Annotated in this window: 23 protein-coding genes; 17 read left to right on the forward strand and 6 right to left on the reverse strand. The window is 61.1% G+C overall.

The features are described 5' to 3' along the window. The 4 genes from VNZ65_RS01495 (at window position 1) to VNZ65_RS01510 (ending at window position 4,109) form a co-directional block, all read left to right on the forward strand. Entirely contained in the window at window positions 1–897 is an 897-nt protein-coding gene (locus tag VNZ65_RS01495) for a carbohydrate ABC transporter permease (protein WP_325665358.1), read from the forward strand. 65 nt (window positions 898–962) lie between these two features. Further along, the gene (locus VNZ65_RS01500; protein ID WP_325665360.1) at window positions 963–2,048 is read left to right on the forward strand and encodes a sn-glycerol-3-phosphate ABC transporter ATP-binding protein UgpC; all 1,086 of its coding nucleotides are present in this window, start codon (window positions 963–965) and stop codon (window positions 2,046–2,048) included. A 301-nt stretch (window positions 2,049–2,349) separates the two neighbouring features. Continuing rightward, window positions 2,350–3,498 (forward strand): PA0069 family radical SAM protein, encoded by a 1,149-nt coding sequence (locus VNZ65_RS01505; RefSeq protein ID WP_325665362.1) that lies wholly within the window; start codon window positions 2,350–2,352, stop codon window positions 3,496–3,498. A gap of 68 nt (window positions 3,499–3,566) precedes the next feature. Further along, complete coding sequence (locus VNZ65_RS01510; protein WP_325665364.1) at window positions 3,567–4,109, forward strand: GNAT family N-acetyltransferase; 543 nt, start codon at window positions 3,567–3,569, stop codon at window positions 4,107–4,109. 22 nt (window positions 4,110–4,131) lie between these two features. On the opposite strand, the gene VNZ65_RS01515 is transcribed toward VNZ65_RS01510, so the two are convergent. Together VNZ65_RS01515 and trxB are read right to left on the reverse strand one after the other, a co-directional pair. Then, on the reverse strand, window positions 4,132–4,776 hold the full coding sequence (locus tag VNZ65_RS01515; protein WP_325665366.1) for a Smr/MutS family protein: 645 nt from the start codon (window positions 4,774–4,776) through the stop codon (window positions 4,132–4,134). Between the two features lie 93 nt (window positions 4,777–4,869). Beyond that, the gene (gene trxB, locus VNZ65_RS01520; protein WP_325665368.1) at window positions 4,870–5,826 is read right to left on the reverse strand and encodes a thioredoxin-disulfide reductase; all 957 of its coding nucleotides are present in this window, start codon (window positions 5,824–5,826) and stop codon (window positions 4,870–4,872) included. An 80-nt stretch (window positions 5,827–5,906) separates the two neighbouring features. Here trxB and VNZ65_RS01525 point away from each other — a divergent pair, with 80 nt between their 5' ends. Genes VNZ65_RS01525 through lolA form a run of 3 tightly spaced genes read left to right on the forward strand, consistent with a single transcriptional unit; the run spans window position 5,907 to window position 9,233 of the window. Next, on the forward strand, window positions 5,907–6,188 hold the full coding sequence (locus tag VNZ65_RS01525; protein WP_325665370.1) for a hypothetical protein: 282 nt from the start codon (window positions 5,907–5,909) through the stop codon (window positions 6,186–6,188). After that, window positions 6,185–8,530 carry a DNA translocase FtsK gene (locus tag VNZ65_RS01530; protein WP_325665372.1) on the forward strand — a complete coding sequence of 782 codons (2,346 nt, stop codon included), beginning with the start codon at window positions 6,185–6,187 and terminating at the stop codon, window positions 8,528–8,530. Before VNZ65_RS01525 ends, VNZ65_RS01530 begins: the two co-directional genes overlap by 4 nt. A 4-nt stretch (window positions 8,531–8,534) precedes the next feature. Beyond that, the gene (gene lolA / locus VNZ65_RS01535; RefSeq protein ID WP_325665374.1) at window positions 8,535–9,233 is read left to right on the forward strand and encodes an outer membrane lipoprotein chaperone LolA; all 699 of its coding nucleotides are present in this window, start codon (window positions 8,535–8,537) and stop codon (window positions 9,231–9,233) included. Between the two features lie 34 nt (window positions 9,234–9,267). On the opposite strand, the gene fdxA is transcribed toward lolA, so the two are convergent. Continuing rightward, window positions 9,268–9,600, reverse strand: coding sequence for a ferredoxin FdxA (fdxA, locus tag VNZ65_RS01540; RefSeq protein ID WP_325665376.1), 333 nt, complete (start codon window positions 9,598–9,600; stop codon window positions 9,268–9,270). Between the two features lie 170 nt (window positions 9,601–9,770). On the opposite strand from fdxA, the gene VNZ65_RS01545 reads away from it, so the two are divergent. After that, window positions 9,771–11,078: a replication-associated recombination protein A gene (locus VNZ65_RS01545; RefSeq protein ID WP_325665378.1), complete on the forward strand. Its 1,308-nt coding sequence runs from the start codon at window positions 9,771–9,773 to the stop codon at window positions 11,076–11,078. A gap of 155 nt (window positions 11,079–11,233) precedes the next feature. On the opposite strand, the gene VNZ65_RS01550 is transcribed toward VNZ65_RS01545, so the two are convergent. Next, a complete protein-coding gene (locus VNZ65_RS01550; protein WP_325665380.1) occupies window positions 11,234–11,947 on the reverse strand; it encodes a GntR family transcriptional regulator in 714 nt (237 codons plus the stop codon). A 518-nt stretch (window positions 11,948–12,465) separates the two neighbouring features. Between VNZ65_RS01550 and VNZ65_RS01555 the strand changes: the two genes are divergently transcribed. The 5 genes from VNZ65_RS01555 to VNZ65_RS01575 all read left to right on the forward strand — a co-directional run bounded on the left by VNZ65_RS01555 (window position 12,466) and on the right by VNZ65_RS01575 (window position 19,734). Beyond that, window positions 12,466–13,935 (forward strand): NCS1 family nucleobase:cation symporter-1, encoded by a 1,470-nt coding sequence (locus tag VNZ65_RS01555; RefSeq protein WP_325665382.1) that lies wholly within the window; start codon window positions 12,466–12,468, stop codon window positions 13,933–13,935. Between the two features lie 71 nt (window positions 13,936–14,006). Further along, window positions 14,007–14,741 (forward strand): aspartate/glutamate racemase family protein, encoded by a 735-nt coding sequence (locus VNZ65_RS01560; RefSeq protein WP_325665384.1) that lies wholly within the window; start codon window positions 14,007–14,009, stop codon window positions 14,739–14,741. Window positions 14,742–15,713: 972 nt separating this feature from the next. Further along, window positions 15,714–16,214 (forward strand): sigma-70 family RNA polymerase sigma factor, encoded by a 501-nt coding sequence (locus VNZ65_RS01565; RefSeq protein ID WP_061939416.1) that lies wholly within the window; start codon window positions 15,714–15,716, stop codon window positions 16,212–16,214. Next, complete coding sequence (locus tag VNZ65_RS01570; protein ID WP_325665387.1) at window positions 16,211–17,170, forward strand: FecR domain-containing protein; 960 nt, start codon at window positions 16,211–16,213, stop codon at window positions 17,168–17,170. The genes VNZ65_RS01565 and VNZ65_RS01570 overlap by 4 nt, the downstream gene beginning before the upstream one ends. A gap of 125 nt (window positions 17,171–17,295) precedes the next feature. Continuing rightward, window positions 17,296–19,734 (forward strand): TonB-dependent receptor, encoded by a 2,439-nt coding sequence (locus VNZ65_RS01575; protein WP_325665389.1) that lies wholly within the window; start codon window positions 17,296–17,298, stop codon window positions 19,732–19,734. A gap of 103 nt (window positions 19,735–19,837) precedes the next feature. Here the strand turns inward: VNZ65_RS01575 and VNZ65_RS01580 are convergent, their stop codons facing one another. Both VNZ65_RS01580 and VNZ65_RS01585 read right to left on the reverse strand, forming a co-directional pair. Continuing rightward, complete coding sequence (locus VNZ65_RS01580) at window positions 19,838–20,347, reverse strand: hypothetical protein (RefSeq protein ID WP_325665391.1); 510 nt, start codon at window positions 20,345–20,347, stop codon at window positions 19,838–19,840. A gap of 8 nt (window positions 20,348–20,355) precedes the next feature. Beyond that, the gene (locus VNZ65_RS01585) at window positions 20,356–22,110 is read right to left on the reverse strand and encodes a hypothetical protein (protein ID WP_325665393.1); all 1,755 of its coding nucleotides are present in this window, start codon (window positions 22,108–22,110) and stop codon (window positions 20,356–20,358) included. A 316-nt stretch (window positions 22,111–22,426) separates the two neighbouring features. Here VNZ65_RS01585 and VNZ65_RS01590 point away from each other — a divergent pair, with 316 nt between their 5' ends. From VNZ65_RS01590 to VNZ65_RS01605, 4 genes are all read left to right on the forward strand, one after another. After that, window positions 22,427–23,929: a PQQ-binding-like beta-propeller repeat protein gene (locus VNZ65_RS01590; protein ID WP_325665395.1), complete on the forward strand. Its 1,503-nt coding sequence runs from the start codon at window positions 22,427–22,429 to the stop codon at window positions 23,927–23,929. A gap of 75 nt (window positions 23,930–24,004) precedes the next feature. Further along, a complete protein-coding gene (locus tag VNZ65_RS01595) occupies window positions 24,005–24,511 on the forward strand; it encodes a DUF2844 domain-containing protein (protein ID WP_325665397.1) in 507 nt (168 codons plus the stop codon). Between the two features lie 16 nt (window positions 24,512–24,527). Then, complete coding sequence (locus VNZ65_RS01600) at window positions 24,528–25,829, forward strand: DUF3443 family protein (protein WP_325665399.1); 1,302 nt, start codon at window positions 24,528–24,530, stop codon at window positions 25,827–25,829. 92 nt (window positions 25,830–25,921) lie between these two features. Beyond that, window positions 25,922–26,137 (forward strand): hypothetical protein, encoded by a 216-nt coding sequence (locus VNZ65_RS01605; RefSeq protein ID WP_325665401.1) that lies wholly within the window; start codon window positions 25,922–25,924, stop codon window positions 26,135–26,137. The last annotated feature ends 40 nt before the right edge of the window (window positions 26,138–26,177 follow it).

A 26,177-nucleotide genomic window follows, 5' to 3' on the forward strand; every position in this document is an offset into this window, starting at 1 on the left:
ATGAGCCATTTACAGCAAACTCCTGGCCAGCCTGGGATCTCGTCGTCGAAAAAAGCGCGCTGGACCGGCAACCTCAGCGTTGCGCAAGCCATATCGTACTTGCTGCTCGCTGTGTCTAGCCTGTTTACGGTGTTCTTCTTCGCCTGGGTCGTGATTGCCTCTTTCAAGAAAAACCGTGACCTCTTCAAGTTTCCCTGGCGCCTTCCGGATACCTGGAGCATCGATAATTTTGTGAAGGTCTGGACCACCAACCAGTTCGGCGTCTATTTTTCGAACAGTATTGTGGTGGTGTGCCTGTCCGTCATCCTGCTGCTGATCGTCGCCACGCCCGCGGCATACGTCCTTTCGCGGTCGCGCTTCCGCGGCAGGGAAGGGATCACGAATTTCTTTATCGTCGGCATGGGAATTCCTGTGCCGCTGCTGTTCGTGCCGCTCTTCGTGACCTTATCCTATATCCACCTGGCCGATACCTTGACCGGTCTCATCGTCGTCTATATTGCGCTGTCGATCCCGTTTACCGTTTATGTATTGACGAGTTTCTTTTCCTCGTTGCCGCATGAACTGGAAGACGCGGCGATCCTGGACGGCTGCCGCGACTGGCAGGTTTTCTGGCATGTCATGTTGCCTTTGGCCATGCCGGGCGTGGCGACCGTGGCTTTGCTGAACTTCGTCTGGCTATGGAACGAGTACCAGCTGTCGCTGGTGCTGATCAACAGTCCTGAGAACAGGACCTTGTCCCTGGGACTCTATGCACTCATCAATTCCATGCAGTACTCCGGCGGCGACTGGGCTTCGCTGTTTGCCGGCGTCACGATCGTTACGGTTCCTACCGTGATCCTGTATCTCTTCCTGTCGGAACGGATGATAGGCGGCATGACGATGGGCGGCGTGAAGTAGGCTGGCGCAGCAAAACATGATGGACTGAAGACTCGCTAAATATAAAGCAACGTGGAGAAGAAAAGATGGTCTCGGTGGTGTTGAAAGATATAAGAAAGACATATGAGCAGGTTGAGGTGCTGAAAGGCGTGGACCTCGATATTCGCGAAGGCGAGTTTTGCGTCTTTGTCGGCCCTTCCGGGTGCGGCAAATCTACCTTGCTGCGGATGATTGCCGGCCTCGAATCGATTTCCAGCGGGGAGCTGTGGATCGATGGCCAGCTGGCCAACGATATCGCACCGGCCAAGCGCGGACTGGCAATGGTGTTCCAGTCTTATGCGCTGTACCCGCACATGACAGTGGCGGAAAACATGGGCTTCGGGCTGCGTCTGGCAGGCAAGACCAAAGCTGAGATTGCGCAACGGGTGCGCGACGTGGCAACGATTCTCCAGCTCGAAACGCTGCTCGATCGCAAGCCTAAAGCGCTGTCAGGCGGCCAACGCCAGCGGGTAGCGATTGGACGTGCCATCGCGCGCGATCCCAAAGTCTTCCTGTTTGACGAGCCGCTCTCGAATCTGGATGCGGAGCTGCGTGTCAGGATGCGGATCGAACTGGCGCGCCTGCATGAGCAGCTTGGCACGACCATGATTTATGTGACGCATGACCAGGTAGAAGCGATGACGCTGGCCGACAAGATCGTGGTGCTTGACGGCGGCATCGTACAGCAGGTCGGTTCGCCGCTGGAGCTCTACACGCGGCCGGCCAACCGCTTTGTCGCCGGTTTCATCGGCTCGCCAAAGATGAATTTCATCGAAGCCGAGGCGATCACCCAAGGGAATGACGCCTGTTCGACTATTTTGCTGGCGAACAAGCGCCAATTGAAGGTCAGGACGCCTGCTTCAGGTTCGCTCAAACAGGGCGAGGCCGTCACCCTCGGCATCAGGCCGGAGCATCTGACCTTGTCCGAACATGGCGCAATTCCCGGCGAGATCGAGGTGGTCGAGCGGCTCGGCAGCGAAACCTATATCCACTTGAACATCGGCTTGCCGCTGCCGCTCGTGATCAAGGTATATGGCAATCCAGAGGTGCGTCTACACCAGGCTATTGCGGTTGACGTGATGGAGGATCAATGCCATTTGTTTGATTCGAACGAACACAGCCATTCGAGATAGCAATCGGCAAGCAATGCAGCGAGTGTGAAAACCACTGCGCGAGGCCTGCGCACAAAGTTGGATATTTACGAGAATTAAGTAGCAGCCTTGACGTGACGGTTGGAAGCTCCGTCGTCGAGAGGTAAAAAGGGCGGGCGCCTTTGTCGATGGGGCCCACCCTGTTCATATCTTGCCTGAATACGCAAGGGACATGATCTATATGTCGTTTGCGTTAGCTTCCGTGCAGCCGGCATCCTTCGTTGTTGCAAATAAGCTGATTTACGCTAATATACTGTATATATATACAGTAATTGGTGTTGCCATGTCAGACAGTCAAGCTAAGCGTTCTCCACAGATAATCAAGTTCCAGGGCGTCGCCGTGGTGCGCAAAGGCCGAGGTGCGACCAGCAATATGCAAGGCCGCTACGAAACCGACCAGCGCGAGGATTTCGACGACGGCTGGAGCGGCGAGGGCGAGGATGAGACGCTTGGGCCGCCGCCGGTGCGCACCATCGTGACCGAGGAGCAGGCCAAAAGCATCCTCAGCCGCAATGCGTCGCCGGATCTGCCGTTCGACGTTTCCCTGAATCCTTACCGCGGTTGCGAGCACGGCTGCATCTATTGCTTTGCGCGGCCCACGCACAGCTACCTGGGCTTGTCGCCGGGCCTGGATTTCGAGAGCCGGATTTTTGCCAAGGTGAATGCGCCGCAGCTGTTGCTGCGCGAGCTGGCCAAGCCGTCTTACCTGCCGGCCACCATCGCCATCGGCGTCAACACCGATGCCTATCAGCCGTGCGAGCGCGAGTTCGGGCTGACGCGCCGCATCTTGCAGGTTTTGCACGATTGCGAGCATCCGCTGGCGCTGATCACCAAGTCGTCGCTGATCGAGCGTGATATCGACTTGCTGGCGGCGATGGCGGCCAAGAACCAGGCAGTGGCGGCGGTCACGATCACCACGCTCGACCCCGCCATTGCGCGCACGCTGGAGCCGCGCGCCGCTGCGCCGGCGCGTCGTTTGCGTACGATCAGGACCTTGGCCGAGGCCGGCATCCCGGTCAGCGTCAGCATTGCGCCGCTGATCCCCTTCATCAACGAACCGGACCTGGAACGGATTATCGAAGCGGCAGCGGAGGCCGGCGCGGTGTGCGCCAACTACATCGTGCTGCGCCTGCCGTGGGAAGTGAATCCCTTGTTCCAGGACTGGCTGAATGCCCATTTTCCGGATCGCGCAAAAAGGGTCATGAACCATATCCGGGAAATGCGCGGCGGCGCCGACTACAATGCGGATTTCGCCACGCGCATGCGCGGCGAAGGCATCTGGGCCGATCTCCTGCGGCAGCGCTACAAGAAAGCGACGGCGCGTTGCGGGCTGGTCCAGCGCGGCTCGTTCTCCAAGCTGGACAGCTCTCGGTTCAGGCCTCCGCAGCTGCCTTTGGAACGGAAGCCGACGCCACAGATGGATTTGTTTTAACGATGATATTTGGTGTGAGCATGGGGGCGACAACGAGTGATGAAATGTGCGGTGGATGGAGGGCGGGCGTGAGGGATTACCGGATTGAACAGGCGTCGATAGAGGATGTTGCGGCTTTGGCCGCGGTGGAGCAGGCGGCCGCCACGCTGTTTCCTGAACGGCTGCTGCCGCTGCATTTGCGCGGGGAGACGGTGGCGCCTGAAAAGCTCATGGCTGCGCAGGCAGCCGGCATGTTGTGGGTGGCAAAAGATGGCGCGGCCAAGGTGCTGGGTTTTGCCTGCGTCGCCATGCATGGCCGGGTGGCGTTGCTGGCGGAGCTCGATGTCCTGCCTGCCTACGGCAAGCAAGGGATAGGCAGCGGCTTGCTGGCGGCTGTCGTCGCCTGGTGTTATGCGCGCGCGATCCCGACCTTGTACCTGACGACTTTCCTGGAGTTCGCTCCCAGCCAGGCGTTGTATCGAAAATTCGGCTTTGTCACGCTGGGCGCGGCGCCGGATTTCCTGGCGGCCGCGCTCAGGCAGGAAACTGCGGCGGGCCTGGGGCAGCGGGTGGCGATGCGGCTGACTTTCCCGCGCAACAAGGCAAGCAAATGTTGCCTGCCGCGGGATTGAGGCTGGAGCGGCGCGAAAGGATTTAGAGCTGGCCTTTGAGCAGCACCAGCAAGGCGCCGGAGCCGCCCTCGGATGCGGTGGCCTGGCAGAAGGCTAGCACTTCATCCTTTTGCACCAGCCAGTTGCGCACCTTGGATTTCAGCACCGGCTCCTTGTTGACCGAACCCAGGCCCTTGCCGTGGATGATGCGGACGCAGCGCCAGCCACGCTTGGCGGCCAGGCGCAGGAATTCGGCCAGCGCTTCGCGCGCTTCTTCGCGCCGCAAGCCGTGCAGGTCAAGCTGCTGCTGGATGGTCCAGTGGCCGCGCCGCAGCTTGCGCATGACGTCCGGGCCGATGCCGTTACGGGCGAAGCTGAGCGTGTCGTCGGTATCGAGCAGGGTTTCGATGTTGAAATCGTCCGACAGCGATTCTTCCAGCGCGGCTTGCTCGTCGGCCAGGTGCTGGCGGGCGATCGGCAACGGCCGCGGGATGGCGGGGGTGAACTTGGGCGGCACCGCTAGCGGCTTGACGTCGCCGATGCTGCTGCGGAAGATGTCGGCGTCGCGCCGTGCTTCCTGCGCGCGGCGCTTGGCTTCAGCCGCGGCAGCCTGGCGTGCTTCGTCCTGCGCCTTGATTTCCTTGCGCAGCGATTTGAGGGCGCTGAAATCTTTGATCGGGCCGGCCATGATATATGCGTCTGCTGATGGTAAAAGGCGGCGGGATGCAGCAAGCCGATGTTGGCGACGAGGGAATCATCGTCGTCAACATCAAGCAAGGCCTTAGTCTTCCAGGAAGCGCTGGGCGTCGAGCGCCGCCATGCAGCCGGTGCCGGCGCTGGTGATGGCCTGGCGGTAGATATGGTCCTGCACGTCGCCGGCGGCGAACACGCCTGGCACGCTGGTGGCAGTGGCCATGCCTTCCAGGCCGGTCTTGGTCTTGATATAGCCGTTATGCATTTCCAGCTGGCCGTCGAAAATGCCGGTGTTCGGCTTGTGGCCGATGGCGATGAAAACGCCGTGCAAGGTGATCGGCGTGATGCTGCCGTCGGCCACCGACTTGATGTTGATGCCGGTAACGCCGCTGGCGTCGCCGGTGACTTCGTCCAGCGTGTGGTTGTACTTGATGACGATCTTGCCTTCCGCCACTTTGGCGTTGAGGCGGTCGACCAGGATAGGTTCGGCGCGGAACTTGTCGCGGCGATGGATCAGCGTGACCTTGCTGGCGATATTCGACAGGTACAGCGCTTCTTCGACAGCGGTATTGCCGCCGCCGACCACGGCCACTTCCTGGTCGCGGTAGAAGAAACCGTCGCAGGTGGCGCAGGCGGACACGCCTTTGCCCATGAACGCCTCTTCCGACGGCAGGCCGAGGTACTGGGCCGAAGCGCCGGTGGCGATGATCAGGGCGTCGCAGGTGTATTCGCCATTGTCGCCGATCAGACGGAATGGCTTTTCCGACAACTTGGTGGTGTGGATGTGGTCGAAAATGATTTCTGTGTTGAATTCTTCCGCATGCTTGAGCAGGCGCTGCATCAGTTCAGGACCTTGCACGCCATGCGGATCGCCCGGCCAGTTTTCAACGTCGGTCGTGGTCATCAGCTGGCCGCCTTGCTCGACGCCGGTGATCAGCACCGGTTTCAGGTTGGCGCGCGCGGCGTAGACGGCGGCGCTGTAGCCCGCAGGTCCGGAGCCGAGGATCAGTACGTGGGCGTGCTTGGCGGGTTTGGTAGTAGTCATGGAAGGCCTTAGGTAACAAATGTCGGGAGCGTCATGGGCTCGATGAGTGCCGTTTTATACACGCTTATGGCGGATAAAAATTGTCAAGATCATCAAAATGCGCTCAAAAACTCGGTAAGATTATAGTCGAGCAAGCCTTGGAGCGTGTGCAGCGCATCAAAATTCGTACGCGCCCGGCTTGTTTTTTACGCATGTTTCAATTGGAAACAGCAAACACTGGTTATATATATAGGTATTGGGTGCATAATTTCAACTTGCCATGCATGATTGAGCCACAGGTTTTTGATGGAACTTATGCTGGGTACAAGGTCTTAAACCATTTTCAAGAAGCAACACTAAAGCAACAGCAACCGGATTTATGACTAGAACAAGCCAAGCCTATACCCGCAACGCCAAACCGCAGGACGCGGCGCCTTTGCCAAGCCGCCTGGTGCGGCTGTTGTATGAAGCGCGCTGGATCATCTACGCGGTCGTCACAGCCTATCTGATCATCATTTTCGCCACTTATTCCAAGTCTGACCCGGGCTGGTCGCACGGCGCTCTGGTGCCGCGCATGCATAACTGGGGCGGCCGCATCGGCGCCTGGATGTCGGACCTGATGCTGTTTGTCTTCGGCGCCTCGGCCTGGTGGTGGTGTGCGCTGCTGCTGCGCACCCTGTGGCAGGGTTACCGCCGCATTTCGCAGCGTTTCGTGGTCGAGAAAAACGCCGAACCCGAGCACCGCCACGAAGGCCTGATCCGCGGCGCCGGCTTTGTCCTGATCCTGGCTGGCAGCCTTGGTCTTGAATATACCCGCATGCAATGGCTGGCCGGCCACGTGCAGCTGCCGCGCGCGCCCGGCGGCGTGCTGGGCCAGCTGATCGGCAGCGGCGCCCAGAACGCGCTTGGTTTCACCGGCGGCACCTTGTTCCTGCTGCTGCTGTTTGCCATCGGCATCAGCCTGTTTTTCCATATGTCCTGGCTGACGGTGGCGGAGCGTATCGGCGCCGGCATCGAAAACGGCCTGCTGTGGCTGAAGAATTTCTACGTGGCGCGGCAGGACCGCAAGGTCGGCCAGGTCGCCGCCGTCAAGCGCGAAGAAGTGGTGGTGCAGGAGCGCGCCAAGATTGTGGTGGCGCCGCCGATCCGCATCGAGCCGCAGGTCGTCGCCGTGCCGAAATCCGAGCGGGTGCAAAAGGAAAAGCAAAGCGCCTTGTTCGAAGATTTGCCGGATACCAATCTGCCGCCTTTGTCGCTGCTGGATGAGGCGCCGCCGGCGCAACAGACCGTGAGTGTCGAAACGCTGGAGTTCACCAGCCGCCTGATCGAGAAGAAACTCTCCGATTTTGGCGTCCAGGTGACGGTGGTGGCGGCGCATCCGGGGCCGGTGATCACGCGCTATGAAATCGAGCCGGCCACCGGCGTCAAGGGCAGCCAGATCGTCGGCCTGGCGCGCGACCTGGCGCGTTCGCTGTCGCTGACCTCGATCCGCGTGGTCGAAGTGATCCCGGGCAAGATGTACATGGGCCTGGAGCTGCCTAACCCGAAACGGCAGATTGTGCGCCTGACCGAGATCCTCGGCTCCAAGGTGTACAACGACGGCGTCTCCAGCCTGACCATTGCGCTCGGCAAGGATATCGCCGGCCATCCGGTGGTGGCCGACCTGGCCAAGATGCCGCACTTGCTGGTGGCGGGCACCACCGGTTCGGGCAAGTCGGTGGGGATCAACGCCACCATCCTTTCCTTGCTGTATAAATCCGACCCGAACCAGGTGCGGCTGATCCTGATCGATCCGAAAATGCTGGAACTGTCGATCTACGAAGGCATTCCGCACTTGCTGGCGCCGGTGGTGACCGACATGCGCCAGGCCGGCCATGCACTCAATTGGGCGGTGAACGAGATGGAGCGCCGCTACAAGCTGATGTCGAAGCTGGGCGTGCGCAACCTGGCCGGCTATAACCAGAAGATCATCGACGCCGACAAGCGCGAAGAGAAAATCCCGAATCCGTTCAGCCTGACGCCGGACGCGCCGGAACCGCTGGAAAAGCTGCCGACCATCGTGGTCATCATCGACGAGCTGGCTGACCTCATGATGGTAGTCGGCAAGAAGGTGGAAGAATTGATCGCCCGCATTGCCCAGAAAGCGCGCGCGGCCGGCATCCACTTGATTCTGGCGACACAGCGCCCATCTGTAGACGTGATCACCGGCCTGATCAAGGCCAACGTGCCGACCCGGATCGCGTTCCAGGTCAGCAGCAAGATCGACTCGCGCACGATTCTCGACCAGATGGGCGCGGAAGCGCTGCTGGGCATGGGCGACATGCTGTATATGCCGCCCGGCACCGGCTTGCCGATCCGCGTGCACGGCGCCTTTGTCTCGGATGAAGAAGTGCACCGGGTGGTCGATTATCTGAAAGAGCAGGGCGAACCGAATTACGTCGAGGGCATACTGGAAGGCGGCGTGCTGGAAGACGGCGGCGACGGCGCTATCGGCGGCGCTGCCGTTGGCGGCACCGAAGGCGATGAACTTTACGACCAGGCGGTGGCAGTCGTGCTCAAGAACCGGCGGGCTTCGATTTCTCTGGTGCAGCGCCACCTGCGCATCGGTTACAACCGTGCAGCGCGCCTGCTGGAGCAAATGGAAACCAGCGGCCTGGTCTCAACCATGCAATCCAACGGCAACCGGGAAATCCTGGTGCCGGCGGGGAATAGCAATACGGAGTAAAAATATGCAAAAGAAAATTATCGCCAGCCTGAACGGCGCCGGCAAGCACAACATGTTCGCCCGCTTCAAGTCGGGGCGCCTGATCGTCGGCCTGTCGCTGAGCATGGCGCTGCTGCCGTCGCTGGCCAGCGCCAGCGCGCTGGAACAGTTCAAGACCTTCGTCAGCAGCACGCAGTCGGCCAAGGGCGAGTTCTACCAGCAGCTGGTGAAGATCGACGCCGGCACCAAGACGCCGAAGGTGTCCAGCACCTCTAGCGGCATCTTCATTTTCGCGCGGCCGGGCAAGTTCATCTGGACTTATCAGAAGCCATATGAACAGATCCTGCAGGCCGATGGCGACAAGCTGTTCATCTACGACAAGGATCTGAACCAGGTCACCACCAAGAGTCTGGGCAATGCGCTCGGCTCGTCGCCGGCGGCGATCCTGTTCGGCAGCAACGATCTGGAAAAGAATTTCATCCTGAAGGAAGGCCAGGCCAAGGATGGCATGGAATGGCTGGAAGCGACGCCGAAAGCCAAGGACACCACCTTCGACCATATCGGCATCGGCCTCAAGGACGGCGTGCCGCAGGCGATGGAGCTGCGCGATTCTTTCGGCCAGGTGTCGCTGCTGACCTTCAAGAATTTCGTCAAGAATCCGCCGTTGACGGCCGGCCAGTTCAAGTTTGTCGTGCCGAAGGGCGCGGACGTGCTGGATCAATAACCGGCAGGGTGGGCACGAGTGCCCACGCCGGTGTTCAGGCCAGCTTGAGGAATTCCAGCTTGTTGGCGACTGTACGCCAGTTTTCATGATCCGCCAGCGGCGCTTGCGAGCGGGTGATCGGCGTCCATTCGGGGTGCGCGGCCAGGCGGGCGTTGATTTCGATGAAGTGGCGCTGTTCCGGCGGCAGGTCGGTTTCGTTGTAGATGGCGCCGACCGGGCATTCCGGCACGCACATCGAGCAGTCGATGCAGTTGTCCGGCACGATCACCAGGAAGTTCGGACCTTGCCGGAAGCAGTCCATGGGACAGACTTCGACACAGTCGGTGTACTTGCACTGGATGCAGGAATCGGTGACGACAAAGGGCATGGTCGGGCAGGTCCGGGTTGGGGCTGGCGTGCAATGGCGTGGCTGGCGTTGGCGTCAAAATCGAGTGGGATTCTCTCACAGTTGCAGTTTTTGCGTAGGCAGGGGCTGATCCGCTGGCGTCACCTGCTTGCATTTTTCAAACAAAGTACATTTTTCGCAGAACCATCTTCATGTCCGATCTCTTTGCAGTAGCACCCACGCCGCCGCTGGCTGAAGCATTGCGTCCGGCAACCCTGGACGAAGTGATCGGGCAAAGCCATCTGCTGGGGCCGGGCAAGCCGTTGCGGCTGGCGTTCGAATCGGGCCGGCCGCATTCCATGATCCTGTGGGGGCCGCCGGGCGTCGGCAAGACCACGCTGGCACGCCTGACCGCGAATGCCTTCGATTGCGAATTCATCCCCTTGTCGGCGGTGTTTTCCGGGGTCAAGGATATCCGCGCCGCGATGGAACAGGCGCAGCAGTACCTGGCCCAGGGCAAGCACACCATCCTGTTCGTCGATGAAATCCACCGTTTCAACAAATCGCAGCAGGATGCCTTGCTGCCGTATGCCGAATCGGGGCTGGTGACTTTCATCGGCGCCACCACCGAAAATCCCTCGTTTGAAGTCAACTCGGCTTTGCTCTCGCGGGCCCAAGTGTATGTGCTGCAGGCGCTCACTGAAGACGAACTGAAGCAGCTGCTGCAGCGGGCGCAGCAGCGCGTGCTGATGCACCTGCAGTTTGACGAGGCGGCGGTAGACACCCTGATCGGCTATGCCGACGGCGATGCGCGCCGCCTGCTGAACCTGCTGGAGCAGATCGGCAGCGCGCTCCAGGCTTCCGGCGTGACCCAGGTGACGACGGAATTCCTGGAAAATGCCTTGAGCTTGAATGCACGACGCTTCGACAAGGGCGGCGACAATTTCTACGACCAGATTTCCGCCCTGCATAAATCGGTGCGCGGCTCCAGCCCGGATGGCGCGCTGTACTGGCTGTGCCGCATGCTGGACGGCGGCGCCGATCCCAAATACCTGTCGCGACGGATCATCCGCATGGCCTGGGAAGATATCGGCCTGGCCGATCCGCGCGCCATGCAGATCGCCACCGACGCCGCCGCCACCTTCGAGCGCCTGGGTTCGCCGGAAGGCGAGCTGGCGCTGGGCCAGGCCGTGATTTACCTGGCGATCGCCGCCAAGAGCAATGCCGGCTACAACGCCTTCAACCAGGCCATGGCATTCGTCAAGAAAGACAAGTCGCGCGAGGTGCCGGTCCATCTGCGCAATGCGCCAACCAAGCTGATGAAGGAACTCGGCTACGGCCATGAATATCGCTATGCGCACAATGAGCCGCATGCCTATGCCGCCGGAGAAACCTATCTGCCGGACGGCATCGAAGATCCGCACTGGTACCAGCCGGTGCCGCGCGGGGTGGAAGCCAAGATCGCCGAGAAAATGCAGTTCCTCCGCAGCCTGGACGACGATGCCAGGGGCGGCAGGTAGGCGGGCGCCGCGCTGACCGAGTCATGTGGGGCAGGGCGCCACGCAGACCGAGTCATCTGGGGTCGGAGTTTTTTTACGACGGCAGTATCGTCGTAAATTACTCTGACCCCAATTAGCTGCGTGTCTTAAGCGCGACGAAAATCCGGACCCCGCTGTCACAACATCCGCACCGGCGCAAACAGCTTGGCGAAATCTACTTCCTTTGGCGGCGTGGCCTCGGTCAGCAGTTCGGAAGCATACTCGCCCAGGTGATGTTCCATCAGCCTGGCCGCGCGTTCGCCGTCGCCTTGTTCAATCGCATCCAGTATCGCGCCGTGCTCGTCGGCCGAGCAGCTGTTGCGCTTTGGCGTTTCATACAAGCCTATCAGCAGAGAAGTGCGTGCAATCAGGGTGCGCAGGTAAGCGCTGACGATATTGTTCTGGTTCGCTTCGCTCAGCTTGATATGGAACTCGCCCGACAGCCTTATCCAGGCTCCCCAGTTGCCTTGCTCGCGCAGCGCGTGTTCGCGTTTCACCAGCGCCCGCAGTTCCGGCAGGACCTTGCGCTTGGCGGCCAGGCTCTTGACCGAACCGCTCTCGAGGATGCCGCGTGCCTCGAACACTTCGCGTGCTTCCTTGACGTCATGCGTGGCGATCACTGCGCCGCGGTTTGGCTGCAAATCGATGACCCGCTCATGCGCCAGCTTGACGAAGACGCGCCGCAAGGTGCCGCGCGTGACGCCGAAGGCTTCGCATAGCGGCGCCTCCACCAGGCGCGTCCCCGGCGGTAGCTGATGATCAAGGATGGCGTCGATGATGGATAGTTGGATACGCGCATCGATTTCATCGTTGCTCAGATCCTCTTGCGGAATCCTGGAAACGGCACTCATGGCAGGCTCTCTGCTGGTGGCTTAGGCTGTATTCCGAGAGCAAGGTAAGTCTGGATTGTGCACAATTTATACATGGGTCGAGGCAGATTCTTCAAGATATTGCCACAGTATAAATCCGAAGCCGCTTGCGTGCACGGCCCGCGGCTATTGTCGGACATAGTTATTTATTCTCCCATTTGAGCATGCACCCGGATCGTGCCCCAGGAGATTTTGTGCACAATACTGGCTATCCCTGCACGTAATTTGTGCGTCTTCCAGGCCGCTCGACCATCGTCTTGTCACCTCCAGGCAGCTTCTTTTCTCCCGTTTTTCCCTATGTCAGATGCGCAAAGCCCTTGCCACGTAAGCCGCTTGGCACGGTTCTGGCTTTATGCAAATTCATGATTGTGCGCAATCTTGAATTTGATTGTGCATAGATGAGGGCTGATGACCGCGGGGGGGGGGCGCGATGTCCCGTCGCCGATGACAATTTTATTTGCCGCCTACCCAATCACACACATACCGGATCAGGAGTAATGATGGAACAGCACAATGCGATCATCAAGCCGTCGTATCACGACAGGCTCACCAATGAAGACTTGGCGCCGCTGAAAAAGCAGACCTGGGGCAGCTACAATATTTTTGCGTTCTGGATGTCGGACGTGCACAGTGTCGGCGGCTATGTGACCGCCGGCAGCTTGTTTGCGCTGGGGCTGAGCAGCTGGCAGGTGCTGGTGTCGCTGCTGGTGGGGATCGTCATCGTGCAGTGTTTCGCCAACCTGGTGGCGAAGCCGAGCCAGATCACCAGCGCGCCTTATCCGGTGATCTGCCGCACGACCTTCGGCGTGCTGGGGGCGAATATCCCGGCCATCATCCGCGGCCTGATTGCGGTGGCCTGGTACGGCATCCAGACCTACCTGGCTTCCGGAGCCTTCCTGCTGATCGTGCTCAAGTTCTTCCCGCAGATGGCGCTCTATGCGGACGTCAGGCAATACGGCTTTGCCGGCCTGTCTTACCTCGGCTGGCTCGGCTTCATGGTGATGTGGGTGCTGCAAGCCATCGTGTTCTGGACCGGCATGGACGCGATCCGCAGATTCATCGACTGGGCCGGTCCCGCAGTTTATGTCGTGATGCTGCTGCTGGCCGCGTGGCTGATCAGCAAGGCCGGCTGGAGCAATATCGACCTCAACCTGGGCGGCATCAAGTACAGCGGCGCGGCGGCGCTGCCGATCATGATCAATGCGATCGCGCTGGTGGTGTCCTATTTCTCGGGGCCGATGCTCAATTTCGGCGATTTCTCGCGCTACGGCAAGGATTACCAGTCGGTCAAGCGCGGCAATTTCTGGGGCTTGCCGGTGAATTTCCTCGGCTTCTCGCTGCTGACGGTAGTCTGCATCGCCGCCACTCTGCCGCTGTACGGCAAGCTGATCACCGATCCGGTGGAAATGGTCGGCCATATCGACAACACCTTCGCGGTGGTGCTGGGCGGCCTGACTTTCATGATCGCTACGGTGGGCATCAACATCGTCGCCAACTTCGTCTCGCCGGCCTTCGATTTTTCCAACGTGGCGCCAAAGCAGATCAGCTGGCGCATGGGCGGCATGATCGCGGCGGTGGCGTCGATTTTCATCACGCCCTGGAATCTGTTCAACAACCCGCACGTGATCCATTACACGCTGGATATCCTCGGCTCTTTCATCGGGCCTTTGTTCGGTATCCTGATTGCGGACTTTTATCTGGTCAAGAAGCAGCAGGTGAGCGTCGACGACCTGTACAGCATGGATGAGCAGGGCGCCTACTGGTACAGCAACGGCTACAATCCGAAAGCCATCATGGCCCTGATTCCATCCGCCATCATCCCGATTCTGTGCGTGCTGGTGCCGGCGTTCGGCAGCCTGGCCAATTTCACCTGGTTCATCGGCATGGGCTGCGGCCTGCTGATCTACTGGACTATCAGCGTCCGGCAGGTGCTGCCGGCAGCCGCCATAGCCCGTGCTGAAATGCCCTAGTCCATGCAGCCGGCCTGGCACTGCCAGGCCGGCCATGCCGCTGCTGCGGCGATTTTTCCCTGTCTCTCATTTTGAAAATCAAAATCATCAATCCCAACACCACCTGGAGCATGACCAGGAAAATCGGCCAGTGCGCGCGCCAGGTTGCTGCCGGCGGCACCGAGATCGTGGCAGTCAGCCCTGGCATGGGGCCGGCCTCCATCGAGAGCCATTACGACGAAGCCCTCAGCGTGCCCGGCATACTGGAAGAAATCAGACTGGGCGAAGCGGCTGCCGTCGACGCTTATGTGATCGCCTGCTTCGGCGATCCCGGCTTGTACGCCGCGCGCGAGGCTGCGCGCGGCCCTGTGATCGGCATTGCGGAAGCGGCGATGCACGCGGCTAGCCTGATCGGCGCCAGCTTCAGTGTGGTCACCACCCTGGAGCGCACTTGCGGCATCGCCTGGCATCTGGCCGAGCGCTACGGCATGCAGCGCTTTTGCCGCAAGATACGCGCCTGCAAGCTGAACGTGCTGGAGCTGGAACAACCCGGGTCGGCGGCTTACCGCATCATCCTGGAAGAATGCCGGCAGGCGATGCAGCAGGACCAGGTCGACAGCATTGTGCTCGGCTGCGCCGGCATGACCGATCTCTGCCGGGCCATCGAGGAAGAGCTGGGCATCGCCGTGATCGACGGCGTGGCGGTGGCGGTGAAGCTGGCGGAAAGCCTGGTGCAGCTGGGCCTGAAGACCGGCAAGCGCGGCGATCTGGCCTATCCGCTGCATAAGCCTTACAGCGGCTTGCTGGAAAGTTTTACCCGGACCTAGTGTAGTGTTTCGCACATAATGACACTTAATAAACGGCGTCTTTGCACGCCATGCGTCGTTGCAAATCCTCGCGATAGCCCACTATCGCTCCGGTTAGCGCCTAGCCTGGCGCGCGAATACACCATTTCTTAAGCGCCATTACATGCGAAACACTACACTAGCGGCCCGGCGGCGCCTCTTGTCTACTCGCAGGGCGCAGAACTGGGCCTTGCACTCCTTGGTGCATCTCCATTGCACCAAATCCGGGCGTGTCGGCCTTGGCGCCAGGCACTTGTCAAAACAATTCTGTTTCTCACGGTTTGCAGCGGCCCCGCCCATCACGGTTTTTTAGATATGGATATGGCGTCGCTGCTGCTGGCGCGCCGGCGCCTGCATCAAAAGAGAAGATGCTTTTCTTTGTATAGATTTTTTTGTTCTATCTATATACGATTTTTGCGATAAGAAAAACCTAAGGGAATCTGCCGGCGCTTGGCCTCGATATTGCTTCTATCTGTGAAGTGAGGCGGCTTATGCGATTAGTCATTTATGGACACCGGCTCGCCTCATAGACAACCCTGTCTGGCTGATTGTCCAGTGGCGGCGATTGTGCAAGGTAACAGTGGAAATCGCCATTTTCCCACTTGTTAACTGCAAGCCAAGCAAATGTTCAAATAATTAAATGTTTAGTGAAAATTATGTTGCCTAGCCCCGTTTGTCTGGTTGACGGCCGACGCAAATTAGCCCTACATTTTGGTCTTGAATTAAGTAGAGCTAAAATTCGGTACGCGTCTTTCTTGCAATGTTTTCGTTTTGCAAAGAGACGTCGCAGGAGCGTCAGTACCGAAAAAAGCCAAGCTGTTTTTACGCAATTTTCGGCACCCCTGATTTTAAGCTTGGCTTTGCCAGCGGTTTGGCAAAGCTTATATCCCATAAGGAAAGCTGACAGTCACATGCCGGAAAATGCCGCGAAAGAGCAACATAGGAGAGCCGCTTATGCCCAAGGTTGAGGCTACATCGATACAGTCCTTATATGTTGAGCACCATAACTGGTTGGTAGGATGGCTGCGCCGGCGCCTCGGAAATATCGACCACGCCGCGGATATCGCCCAGGATACGTTTGTACGGGTATTGCTGAAATCGGCGATCGAAGTGATCGAAGAGCCGCGCGCCTACCTGACGGTCATCGCCAAGGGGCTGGTCGCCAACGCCCATCGGCGCGACGCGCTGGAACGCACCTATCTGGAAACGCTGGCGATGGTGCCGGAAGAGCTGGCGCCGTCGCAGGAATATCGCGCGATGCTGCTGGAAACCCTGTTTGAAATCGACGCCATGCTGGACCAGCTGCCGGCCAAGGCGCGCAGCACCTTCCTGCTGTCGCAGCTGGAAGGGTTGACCTATGCCGAGATTGCCGAGCGCCTCGACATTTCCGTGCGCACCGTCAAGCGCCACATGGTGCTGGGCTTTGAACAATGCCTGATGTTTTCCCTGCCATGAACGACACCCCTATCAATCCCGCCATCATCCGCGAAGCCGCAACCTGGCTGATGACCTTGCACGGCGGCGAGGCGACCGAAGCCGACCAGAGAGCCTGGCAGCGCTGGCGTTCGCGCAGCCCGGAACATCAGCGCGCATGGATGTGCGCGCAAAAGATCAATAGTGCGTTTAGCGACATCCCGGCCGAACTGGCCATGCCGGTGCTCGACCGTCCGGTATCGTACCAGCAGCGGCGCACCGCTTTGAAAGCCTTGTCGCTGCTGCTGACGGCAGCGCCGGCAGCGTGGCTGGCGACCAGGTTGCCGTGGGAAGAGTGGACCGCCGACTACCAGACCGGCACCGGCGAGCAGCGCGACGTGGCGCTGGCAGACGGTTCCCGCCTGATGCTGAACACGGCCAGTGCGGTCGACGTCAAGTTCGATGCCGCCCAGCGCCTGGTGCGCTTATATACCGGCGAGATGCTGGTCACCACCGGTCGCGACCAGCGCTTTCCGGCGCGGCCGTTCCTGGTGCAGACCCGGCACGGCATGCTGCGCGCGCGCGACACTCGTTTCGATGTGCGGCAGGAGGGCATGCGCAGCCACGTGGCGGTGTTCGAGGGTGCGGTCGAAGTAGTGCCGCAAAAATCCGCGGGCATGGCGCTGCTGCTGAAGGCTGGCCAGCAATGCGTATTTACAGCCAAGGGCGTGGAGCCGGTGCAGCAGGCCGACGGCAGCCTGGCGCTCTGGTCGCAAGGGGTGCTGGTTGCCGACAAAATGCGTCTTGCCGATTTTGTCGACGAGCTGGCGCGCTACCGGCACGGTCGGCTGATCTGCGATCCGGCGGTCGCCGAGCAACGGGTTTCGGGGGCGTTCCAGCTGAACGATACCGACCAGGTGCTGTCTTTGCTCAGTAAGGTATTGCCGGTGCGCGTGGAAAAAATCAGCCGCTACTGGGTGACGGTGACCAAAGCTTAAGCGATAGTGGACGCAGTTGAAGGCATACTTGTTTGCTTTGTGGCGCGATAGCGGTATATGGCGATGCCCTTTGTCCGGGCACGCCAGGCAGGTGTTTGTGACGGTTAACCGAGAAAGCAATTCGTATGGTTCTACAAAATTCTCGGCAACGGATTCTTGATACATCGCGGCCGCTCTCGATAGCCATGCGGCTGCACGTGGCCTGCTGGTGCCTGGCGTCGGCAGGCTTCGCCACCCCCCAGCTGGCATGCGCCCAAGCCATGCAGCTGGCGAAAAATTATACGATCGGCGCCGGCAAGTTAAGCCAGGTGCTGGCCGTCTTCGCGGCGCGCGCCGGCATTTCGCTTGTCTATGATCCGGCGCTGGTGCTGGACAAGGTCAGTCCTGGCCTGAGCGGCAATCATGCGCTGGGCGATGCGTTTGCGCGTCTGTTGAACGGCACCGGACTGGAAGCGGTCGCCAAGGCCGAGGGCGGTTACGCGCTAAGGCCGAAGCCGGCAGCGCTGCCGCTGCTGGCGCCGCGCCCGTTGGCAGCCGCCAACGCGCAGGCGGCCGCCGCTGGCGCGCGCGACGACGCGGTACTGATGGAACTGGTGGTGGTCCCGTCTAGCGAGCCGCCAGCCGCCGTCTGGGGCGTGGCCGCCGCCAGCAGCAGCGCCACCCGCACCAGCACGCCGCTTGCCGAAATTCCACAATCGGTGCAGGTGGTGACGCAAGACATCCTGGCCAGCCAGCAGTCGCAATCGGTGCTGGACGCCTTGCACGATGTCAGCGGCGTCAATATCTATAATCGCGGCGCCGCCACCGCGGTATACATCCGCGGCTTCCTGGCGCCGGCCCGCATCAACGGCCTGGCGCAGGGGCCGTCGCTGATCGACTATGCCAGCTCGCCTTTGCATACGCCGCTGGCGGCGATCGACAGGATAGAAGTCCTCAAGGGCGCCGACTCGATTGTCGCTAACGGCGACATGGAGCCGGGCGGGCTGGTCAACATCATCACCAAGCAGCCACAGGCCGAGCCGGTGCGGCAACTGACGGTGGAGACCGGCACCCAGGGGCACCAGCGGGTAGCGCTGGACCTGGCCGGAGCTTTGTCGGAGGATCAGGCCTGGACTCATCGCACCATCCTCTCCGCCAGCCGTGACGCCGATGCCATCGACCGCTACGACAGTGCGCGCGACCTGTATTTCGCGCCTTCGCTAGGCTATCGCCATGACGGCACCGTGGCCGTGGCCGGCATCAGCTATCAGCGCAATCAGCAGGCCAATGAAGGCCTCGGCCCGATCGGCCTGGTGGACGACGGCTTGCTCAGCACCAGCCTAGGCGCCAGCTTCGATCTGCAGCAGAAGCTGGGCAGCGGCTGGGGCTGGCAGAGCAAGGGCAACTATATGCGCACGCGCCTGTCTTCGCGTTCCTACGATTGCATTGCCAGCGATGCGTCCGATGCCGGCAACGCCTTGCGGGATTGCCAGTCGACGGCGCTGGAATCGACATCCTATGGCTGGAATCTGGAAAACAGCCTGCATGGCAGTTTCCATACCGGTGCGCTCAAGCACACGGTGCTGGCGGGCATGGCGCTCAGCTACAGCTGGCGCGCGGCGCCGCTGGTGGATACTGGCCAGCCGATGATGGCCACGCTGGAGCGCAGCAGCCTGCCGGAAGTGCCGGCGGGTAATCTGGCGCCGTCCGGCCCGGCGGTGACGCTCAACTATAACAACTGGTTTGTGCAGGATCAGATGGCCTGGCGGCGCTGGCATTTCCTCGCCAATCTCGGTTATACCCGCGCCTGGTCGCACTCCACCGATGCGCAAACGGCGGCAATGACCTCCCAGCATCCGCTCAGCAAGCCGGTCTACAATGTCGGCCTGTCTTATCAACTGAGCGATAAGCTCACGCTGTATATCAACAGGCAAAAGAGTTTTGTGCTGCAGGCGCCGACTGCGCCCATACGCTACGACGGCGGTCCCCCCGGGTTATACAACCTGCCGTCGACCGACGGCAAATCGCTGGAAGCCGGCCTCAAACTCAGCATGTTGGATGAACGTTTGCTGCTAACCGTCGCAGCATTCCGGGCATCCCATGCCGGCGTCCTTTACAGCGACAGCAGCTCGTCGCCGTTGCTGCAGGCGCCCACCATCAGCCGCGGCATGGAGTTCGACCTGAACGGCAGTCCGCTGCCGGGCTGGAATCTTACCGCGGCCTACAGCTATACCGATTTTTCCTATGGACAGATACCTGGCTATGAGGTCATATCTTCGCTGATCGCGCGCCACCAGGCCAGCTTCTGGAGCAGCTACGATCTGCAGACGCCGGCCTGGCGCGGCTGGGGCTACGGCGTCGGCGCGACTGCCCGCAGCGGCTATCCCAACAACAGCGGCGACCATATCGGCGGCCAGGTCGCGCTGGACGGCAACCTGCGCTATGCGAACAAATTGTGGTCGTTGACCCTGGGCGTGCGCAATCTCTTGAACCGTCGCCTGTACGGCAGCTTCGCCGATCTGCAACAAGGTATCGGCTTTGAGCCGGGGCGGGTATTTGTGCTGACCGGCCGCTATAATTTTTAGCGCCAGACGCGGGCCGCAAACAAAGTAGGCGCATTCGCTGCGCCATTCAGCGTCTTCAAGCAGGGCCGGCAAGATCTACCGGCCCGGTGGGCCGAGCTATCGCTTAGCGCACCTTTTCCTGCGCCGGCATCAGCGTCAGGTTTTCACCCTGAGGCGTGCGCAGCGCCTTGCCGGCCATCTTGCGGACCGCCTTGGCGCTGCCGACGGTGACCGGCAGCGACACCGCCTTGGTGCGGTCGCCCAGCGTGACGAACACATTCAGCTCATACACGCCATCGGCCGCGGCGCGGACGTTGGGCGTATCGGTGACGACGCCATCCTGGTTGCTGACCAGGTTGGCGCTGCCCAGCGTGACCACGGACAGGCCTGCAGTGCTGCGATATTCAACGTGCAGAGGCGTATTCGGCTGATCGGTGGTGAATTGCAGCAGGATCGGCAGGATTGCGTTCTTGCTGGTGGCGCTGCCGGACGCCAGTTCGACCGTGACCGGCGCGCTGACTTTTTCGCCATGGCTGGCGACGCCCGGTTTCTGCGCGATCTCCGGCAGGGGTTTGGCGATGCCATGCTGCATGCCGCAAGCCAGTACTGCCAGCGCCAGGAGGCGGGTTTTCATTACGATGGTCATTGCATTTCTCCGGTTTTGACTTGCGCCAGCAAGATCTTGAAGCAGCCGCTGTTGGCGCTGGCGTTGATGGTGGCGACATAATCGTCCTGCGCCGGCAGGTCGTAATCGACGTTGTAGGTATCGCCGAGGTTCGGATCTTTCACCAGCTTGCCGGCAATCGGCTGACCCTTGCTGTATAGCTGGAAGGAAGGAGACAGGCCGCCGTCGGCGCTGATGCGCACCGTCTGCTTGCCGCTCTGCGGCAGGCTGAAGCGCAGGTAGCGGTAGACCCCCAGCTTGTTGCTCTTGCCGTAAGCGGTGGTGGTGCATACCGTCGCATCCTTGCCGACCGTGCCGGTCTTTGATTTTACGCCGGCTTCCAGCGCGGTATACACCGGCAGCACAAAATCCTTGTTGGCGGCGATCACCGCTGGCGGCAAAGCGCTTTGCCCGAGGCCGAACATGTCGAGCTTATCCTGGTTGGCGGTATTGATTTCCGCCAGCAGATTGTCGAGCGTGGCTCGGCCGCCGGCATTGATATTGCCGCGCAGCGCAGTCGCAAAGGAATACAGGCTGGTGAAGGCCGGTGTTTTCTTTTGCGCCGCCATGGCCTGGTAGATCGGCAGGAAGCCGATATCCGGCGACTGATGCAGGCGATACAGCACAGACTGTATGGCGACTTCGCCGAACCAGCCTTTGGCGACATTGTCCGGGATCTCGTCCACCTTGAACACTACGCCGACATTGGCTTGCGCCGGTCCCTGGGTGTCGACGTACATCGGATCGTTGCGCGCCATGCTGGAAAAAGCGTTGCCCCAGCCTTCGCTGAACGCCAGCCGCATGTCGAGCAGGTTGGCGCTGCTGTGCGAGCCGCCGATGCTGTCGTCGCGCGAGAAGCTGGCCTGGAAATAGTGGCCCCATTCATGGGCGATGACGCCGGCATCGTATTCGTCGGTGTCGACATCCTCATGGCCGAGGATATGCAGCCCGCGCAAGGTCTTGTCGCCGGCGCCGCTGAAGTAGGTGCCGTCGTCGCTGCCCGGACTCCAGAAGACATTCAGCGGCGGGAAACTCAGGTTCTGGTCGGCTTCCAGCACCTTGTGGCTGGCGCTGTAGACCGTATCGAGAATGGCGAACGGCCCGGCGCTGCGTGCATTGGCGTAGCTGGCCGTCGCCGCATCCCAGCCCGAGGCGGCATTGAGATCGTGGATGCTGGCTTTCTTGCCGCTGTTGAAGCTGGCGCCATCCATCGCAAACAGGGCGGCGCCGTCGACCGAGACGCCGTAGCCATCGGATGAACTGTCGCGCACGGCGAAATTCCAGCTAGGCCCGGCAACCTTGCCGGCGCTGCGCAGCATCTGCGCCTTGGCGCGCACGTGGACTGCGGTGTCCAGCGGCGCCTGGAAGCTGTAGTTGCCGAGCGTGTCGGTCGTGGTCGACAGCAAGACCTTGCTGGTCTTATCGTTGATCAATTCGACCACGACATTGCGCGCCGGCTTTTGCACAGTCTTGGCGTAGTCAAGCTTGGCCAGCCATTGGCCTTGCCGGTCCTTGCTCGCCACCGCCGGCACGAAATCGTAGCTGATGCGGCCGGATACGGTGGCCGCCGCAGCTGTGCCGCCTGGCGCTTGTGCGGCCGGCGCCATGCTTTGATTTCGCGCACTCTCCAGGCTGGCGGCCGTGCCGGAACTATTGCCGTCGCCGCAGCCTGCCGCCAGCAGCGCGGCCAGGGTCGCCGCGGCCGGATCCAGCCATTTTCTGTAACTGCCCATATGCAAAACTCCCGATTTATAGTTTAGAAGCGAGCACTCGGTCGTTGATAGAGAACCCTTCGTGAAGGTTTTATCAACAGTCCTTATTCATGTTGCCCCGCGAAAATTTAAAAGAGGCCATGCGCGGCAACTATTTTTTGCTCCGGCCGCAGTTTGCCGATCATCGATATCAAAGCCGTGGCGGCATTTTCTGTCGCAAACAGTTACAAATAATCGGGCCCGGATGTGGCCCTTTTTCTTTTCTGGACGGGCATCTCTAGTGAAAGCGCGGCAGGCCGTTGCGGCAGCGTGTCCATAACATTTGGGGAGTAAACCGGTGAGATCAAAGTCTGGAACCTATTCGCTGTGCATGGCTTTTCTTGGCTGCATGCTGACCGCCTGCGGCGGCGGCAGCGATGCGCCCAGTTCCGCGCCAAGCAATGCCGCAAACAATCCGGCGCCGACACCGGCGCCGGTCACAACGCCGGTGACAACGGTGCCGCCGACAGTAGCGCCGCCGGCGCCGGCAGTCGCCGGCAGCAAGAAATGGGTCTTCGATACCAAAGGCTTGTCGGGCTTTTTCTCTCCCGCGCTCGGCGCCGACGGCACTATCTACATAGGCGCTAACAATGCGCCGCTCAACCAGGTCACCGGCAAGCTGTACGCGGTCAAGCCGGACGGCAGCGAGAAATGGGAATACCCGGGCGGCAGCGCCACCATCGGCGGCATCAGCTCTTCCGCCGCAGTGGCGGCGGACGGCACCGTGTATATGGGTTCCTACGACCAGAAGCTGTATGCATTGAATGCGGACGGCACCTTGAAATGGACCTTCCAGAGTACCGGCGTGGTCAGTTCGACGCCGGCCGTGGGCGCCGACGGTAGCGTGTATGTCGCCGCCGCCAATGTGGTCTACGCGCTGGACGCCGTCAGCGGCGCCTCCAAATGGTCGGTGAAACTGGGCGGCACCGTACGTTCTTCGCCGGCCTTGAGCGCCGCCGGCGTACTGTATGTGGGATCCGACGATGGCCACCTGACGGCGCTGGCGATGGCGGACGGCAGCAAGAAGTGGGATCACGATTTCGCCGCGGACGGTTATTTCAACCGGGATGCAGCCGGCAACCTGAGAACGCCTTCGAAGAATCCGGCGGTGTCGTCTTTGCCCTCGATCATCCAGGTGGATTCCTCGCCTGCCATCGGGGCTGACGGCACGGTGTATGTCGGCGTCGACGGCTACGCCGGACCTTTCTATCAATCGCTGCCGGTGGGCCTGGTGTGCGCGCTGGATCCCGCCAGCGGCGCGCTGAAATGGAAGTACGGCACCAATGACTGGGTCCAGGCCTCGCCCGTGATCGGCGCCGACGGCACGGTATATGTCGGCGCCAACGGCAGCGACGGCGTGTTCTACGCCCTCAACCCGCTGACCGGCGCAGCGGCCTGGGCCTACAGCGTGGGCGGCGGCGTCACCGACGCCAGCCTGGCGGCCGATGGCACGATCTACCTCGGCCTCGGCAACAACGCACTGACTGCATTGACGGCGCCAGCCGCCGGCAGCAGCGACAGCGTGAGCTTGTCTTACCTGAATTATGCGCAGGCGCAGGAACATGGCGGCCTGACCACGCTGAAGGCAGGCAAGGCGTTGTGGAGCTTTGCCATCCCGCCGGCCAGCCCGCTCAATCCGAGCACGGTCGGGGCATCGCCGGCAATTGCCGCCGACGGCACCATCTACATCGGTTCCGAAGAAGGTCATTTGTACGCGATCAACGGCAAGGCAGCCCTGGCCACCAGCGCCTGGCCGAAATTCCATGGCGGCGCCGCTAACGGCGGCCGTTCTGTGCAGTGAGCGGTTGGCGCGCGCAAGGCAAGCAGTCCGGTGCGGCAGAGCTGCCGCCGACACATTCTTGAAAGGTAAGACAGCATGAGAAGCTATCCGACAAAATTTATCGCCGGCGCCTTGCTGCTGGCGGCAGCGCTGCCGGCCTGGGCGGTGCTGGGCGGCGCCGTCAGTTCGGTGGAAACCGACCGCATGGCCTTGCGCGGCACGCCCGCCGCTAGCGCGCAGGCAGCGGCCAAGGCCGGCGCCGTGCGTGACGGCAGCAGCGCGGCGCAATCCGCGCTTTACAGCGTGCAGGCTTTCGCGCTGCCGAACGGCACCGAAGTGCGCGAGTTCGTGGCAGGTGGTCAGGTCTTCGGCGTCGCCTGGCAGGGCGCCAGCCAGCCCAATCTGCGCCAGGTGTTCGGCGATCAGATGTATGGCGTCTATCTGCAAGCGCTGAAGGCGCAGAGCACCCCGGGAAGCCGCACTTTCGTGCTGCAGCAGAGCAGCCTGGTGGTGCGCTCCTTCGGGCTGCCGGGCAATTTCAGCGGCCAGGCCTATCTTCCACAGCAATTGCCGGCCGGCGTCAGCGCCGCCGCCATCAAGTAAGCGTAAGGGAAATGACATGCGAAAATTATTGACGATCGCGGCTTTGCACGGACTGCTGTTGATGACGGCGTGTTCCGACGGCGGCAGCTCAGGCTCCGGCGTTGCCGCCAACAGCGCGCCGCTGGCGATGGCGCCGGCGGCGGGCGCCCCGGCCGCCGCCAACGTAGTGCCGCTGGTGATCGATTCCGGTCCGAACAAGGCCACCAGCCTGCGGCCTTTCATCAGCGTCACCTTGTGCGCGCCGGGCGATCCGAGCAACTGCCAGACCATCGACCACGTCATGGTGGATACCGGTTCTTCCGGTCTGCACATTGCTTCTTCGGTCATCAACGCCAGGCTCAAGCAGGCGCTCAAGCCGATCGCCGATCCGAAAGTCAGCGGCAATGTGCTGGCTTTGTGCGAACAATACGTCACCAGTTTCAACTGGGGTTCGCTGGTCAGCGCCGACGTCCAGATCGGTGGTGAAAGCGCGGCTGCCGTGCCGACGCAGCTGCAGGACGATCCCAGCTTTAGCAAAGTACCGGCAGACTGTTCCGATGGCCACGGCAGCCAGTCCAACAGCGACCCGGCGGTGGCCGGCGTCAGCGGCCTGATCGGCGCCAGCCTGGAGGGCGTGGACACAGGTTCGTATTACTCTTGTCCTGCGGCCGGCTGCGCCGGCACTGAGCTCAACGCGCCTGTCGCCACGCCCAGCGTCAGCCCGCAGACCAAGTTCGCGGTGGACAATAACGGCGTCATCATCGACCTGCCGGCGGTGCCGGTGCCAGGCGTGACCACGCTGACCGGCAGCATGACTTTCGGCATCGGCACGCAGAGCAACAATCAGTTGCAGGGAGTGTCGGCAAAGGTCTATCCGGTGCTCGCCAATGTCTTCGGCAACGCCTTGCTGAAAACCACCTTCAGCGGCCATGACTACAATTACACTTTCATCGACAGCGGCAGCGCCTACTATTCGTTCAATACGCCAGACGTGTCGCTGCTGCCGCAATGCCCAAGCAACCTGGCGTCCTATGGCGGCGGCTTCTACTGCCCGGCGTCGGCGGTCGCGCTGTCGGCGGTACTGACCGGAAATGACGGCACCGTCAGCGTGCCGATGGACTTCTCGATCGGCAACGCCGAACAGATCCTGAGCACCAACAATGCCGCCCTGAACGGACTGGGCAGCGTGTCTTTCGACGGCGGTGCGCTTAACGTGTTTGACTGGCCGCTACAGTTTTTCTACGGGCGCAGGATGTATTTTTCCGTCAAGAACGGCAAGACCACCGCCGGACCGGATGGCACGCAGGTCGGCAATGGCTTCTACGCCTTCAAGTCTTGATGGCGAGTCCGGCTCGCCGGACTGATTTCCATGGCTGTCCTGGGCGAGCCGGGCAGCCTTCTTTGTCCAGAACGTAGAGAAAGGAGTCGAGCATGACTGCTTATATGGACCGGTCGGACCGGCTTTCATTGCTGACCCAGGCGGCCGCCGAGGCGACTGGCAAGCGCTTTTGTTCGCATCACCAAGGCCAGGTGGCGGCCGGCGAGGGCGATTTCGTCATGCGCAATAAAACCCGGCGCTGGGTCTGTTTCCGTTGCCAGAAAAATATCCAGAGCCAGAATGCGGCCCTGATGAAACGGCGCGCCTGATTGCCGTCGCCACGGTAAATTCCGCTGTTACAAATTATTT

Origin of the sequence: Collimonas sp., assembly GCF_035566555.1 — a bacterium.
In the GTDB taxonomy this organism is placed as follows: Bacteria; Pseudomonadota; Gammaproteobacteria; order Burkholderiales; family Burkholderiaceae_D; genus Collimonas.

Excerpts from the sequence above, each read along its gene's own strand:
- VNZ65_RS01495 (WP_325665358.1), top strand. The coding sequence starts at position 1 with ATGAGCCATTTACAGCAAACTCCTGGCCAGCCTGGGATCTCGTCGTCG.
- VNZ65_RS01500 (WP_325665360.1), top strand. The coding sequence starts at position 963 with ATGGTCTCGGTGGTGTTGAAAGATATAAGAAAGACATATGAGCAGGTT.
- VNZ65_RS01505 (WP_325665362.1), top strand. The coding sequence starts at position 2,350 with ATGTCAGACAGTCAAGCTAAGCGTTCTCCACAGATAATCAAGTTCCAG.
- VNZ65_RS01515 (WP_325665366.1), bottom strand. The coding sequence starts at position 4,776 with ATGGCCGGCCCGATCAAAGATTTCAGCGCCCTCAAATCGCTGCGCAAG.
- trxB (WP_325665368.1), bottom strand. The coding sequence starts at position 5,826 with ATGACTACTACCAAACCCGCCAAGCACGCCCACGTACTGATCCTCGGC.
- VNZ65_RS01530 (WP_325665372.1), top strand. The coding sequence starts at position 6,185 with ATGACTAGAACAAGCCAAGCCTATACCCGCAACGCCAAACCGCAGGAC.
- lolA (WP_325665374.1), top strand. The coding sequence starts at position 8,535 with ATGCAAAAGAAAATTATCGCCAGCCTGAACGGCGCCGGCAAGCACAAC.
- fdxA (WP_325665376.1), bottom strand. The coding sequence starts at position 9,600 with ATGCCCTTTGTCGTCACCGATTCCTGCATCCAGTGCAAGTACACCGAC.
- VNZ65_RS01545 (WP_325665378.1), top strand. The coding sequence starts at position 9,771 with ATGTCCGATCTCTTTGCAGTAGCACCCACGCCGCCGCTGGCTGAAGCA.
- VNZ65_RS01550 (WP_325665380.1), bottom strand. The coding sequence starts at position 11,947 with ATGAGTGCCGTTTCCAGGATTCCGCAAGAGGATCTGAGCAACGATGAA.
- VNZ65_RS01555 (WP_325665382.1), top strand. The coding sequence starts at position 12,466 with ATGGAACAGCACAATGCGATCATCAAGCCGTCGTATCACGACAGGCTC.
- VNZ65_RS01565 (WP_061939416.1), top strand. The coding sequence starts at position 15,714 with ATGCCCAAGGTTGAGGCTACATCGATACAGTCCTTATATGTTGAGCAC.
- VNZ65_RS01570 (WP_325665387.1), top strand. The coding sequence starts at position 16,211 with ATGAACGACACCCCTATCAATCCCGCCATCATCCGCGAAGCCGCAACC.
- VNZ65_RS01575 (WP_325665389.1), top strand. The coding sequence starts at position 17,296 with ATGGTTCTACAAAATTCTCGGCAACGGATTCTTGATACATCGCGGCCG.
- VNZ65_RS01580 (WP_325665391.1), bottom strand. The coding sequence starts at position 20,347 with ATGAAAACCCGCCTCCTGGCGCTGGCAGTACTGGCTTGCGGCATGCAG.
- VNZ65_RS01585 (WP_325665393.1), bottom strand. The coding sequence starts at position 22,110 with ATGGGCAGTTACAGAAAATGGCTGGATCCGGCCGCGGCGACCCTGGCC.
- VNZ65_RS01595 (WP_325665397.1), top strand. The coding sequence starts at position 24,005 with ATGAGAAGCTATCCGACAAAATTTATCGCCGGCGCCTTGCTGCTGGCG.
- VNZ65_RS01600 (WP_325665399.1), top strand. The coding sequence starts at position 24,528 with ATGCGAAAATTATTGACGATCGCGGCTTTGCACGGACTGCTGTTGATG.
- VNZ65_RS01605 (WP_325665401.1), top strand. The coding sequence starts at position 25,922 with ATGACTGCTTATATGGACCGGTCGGACCGGCTTTCATTGCTGACCCAG.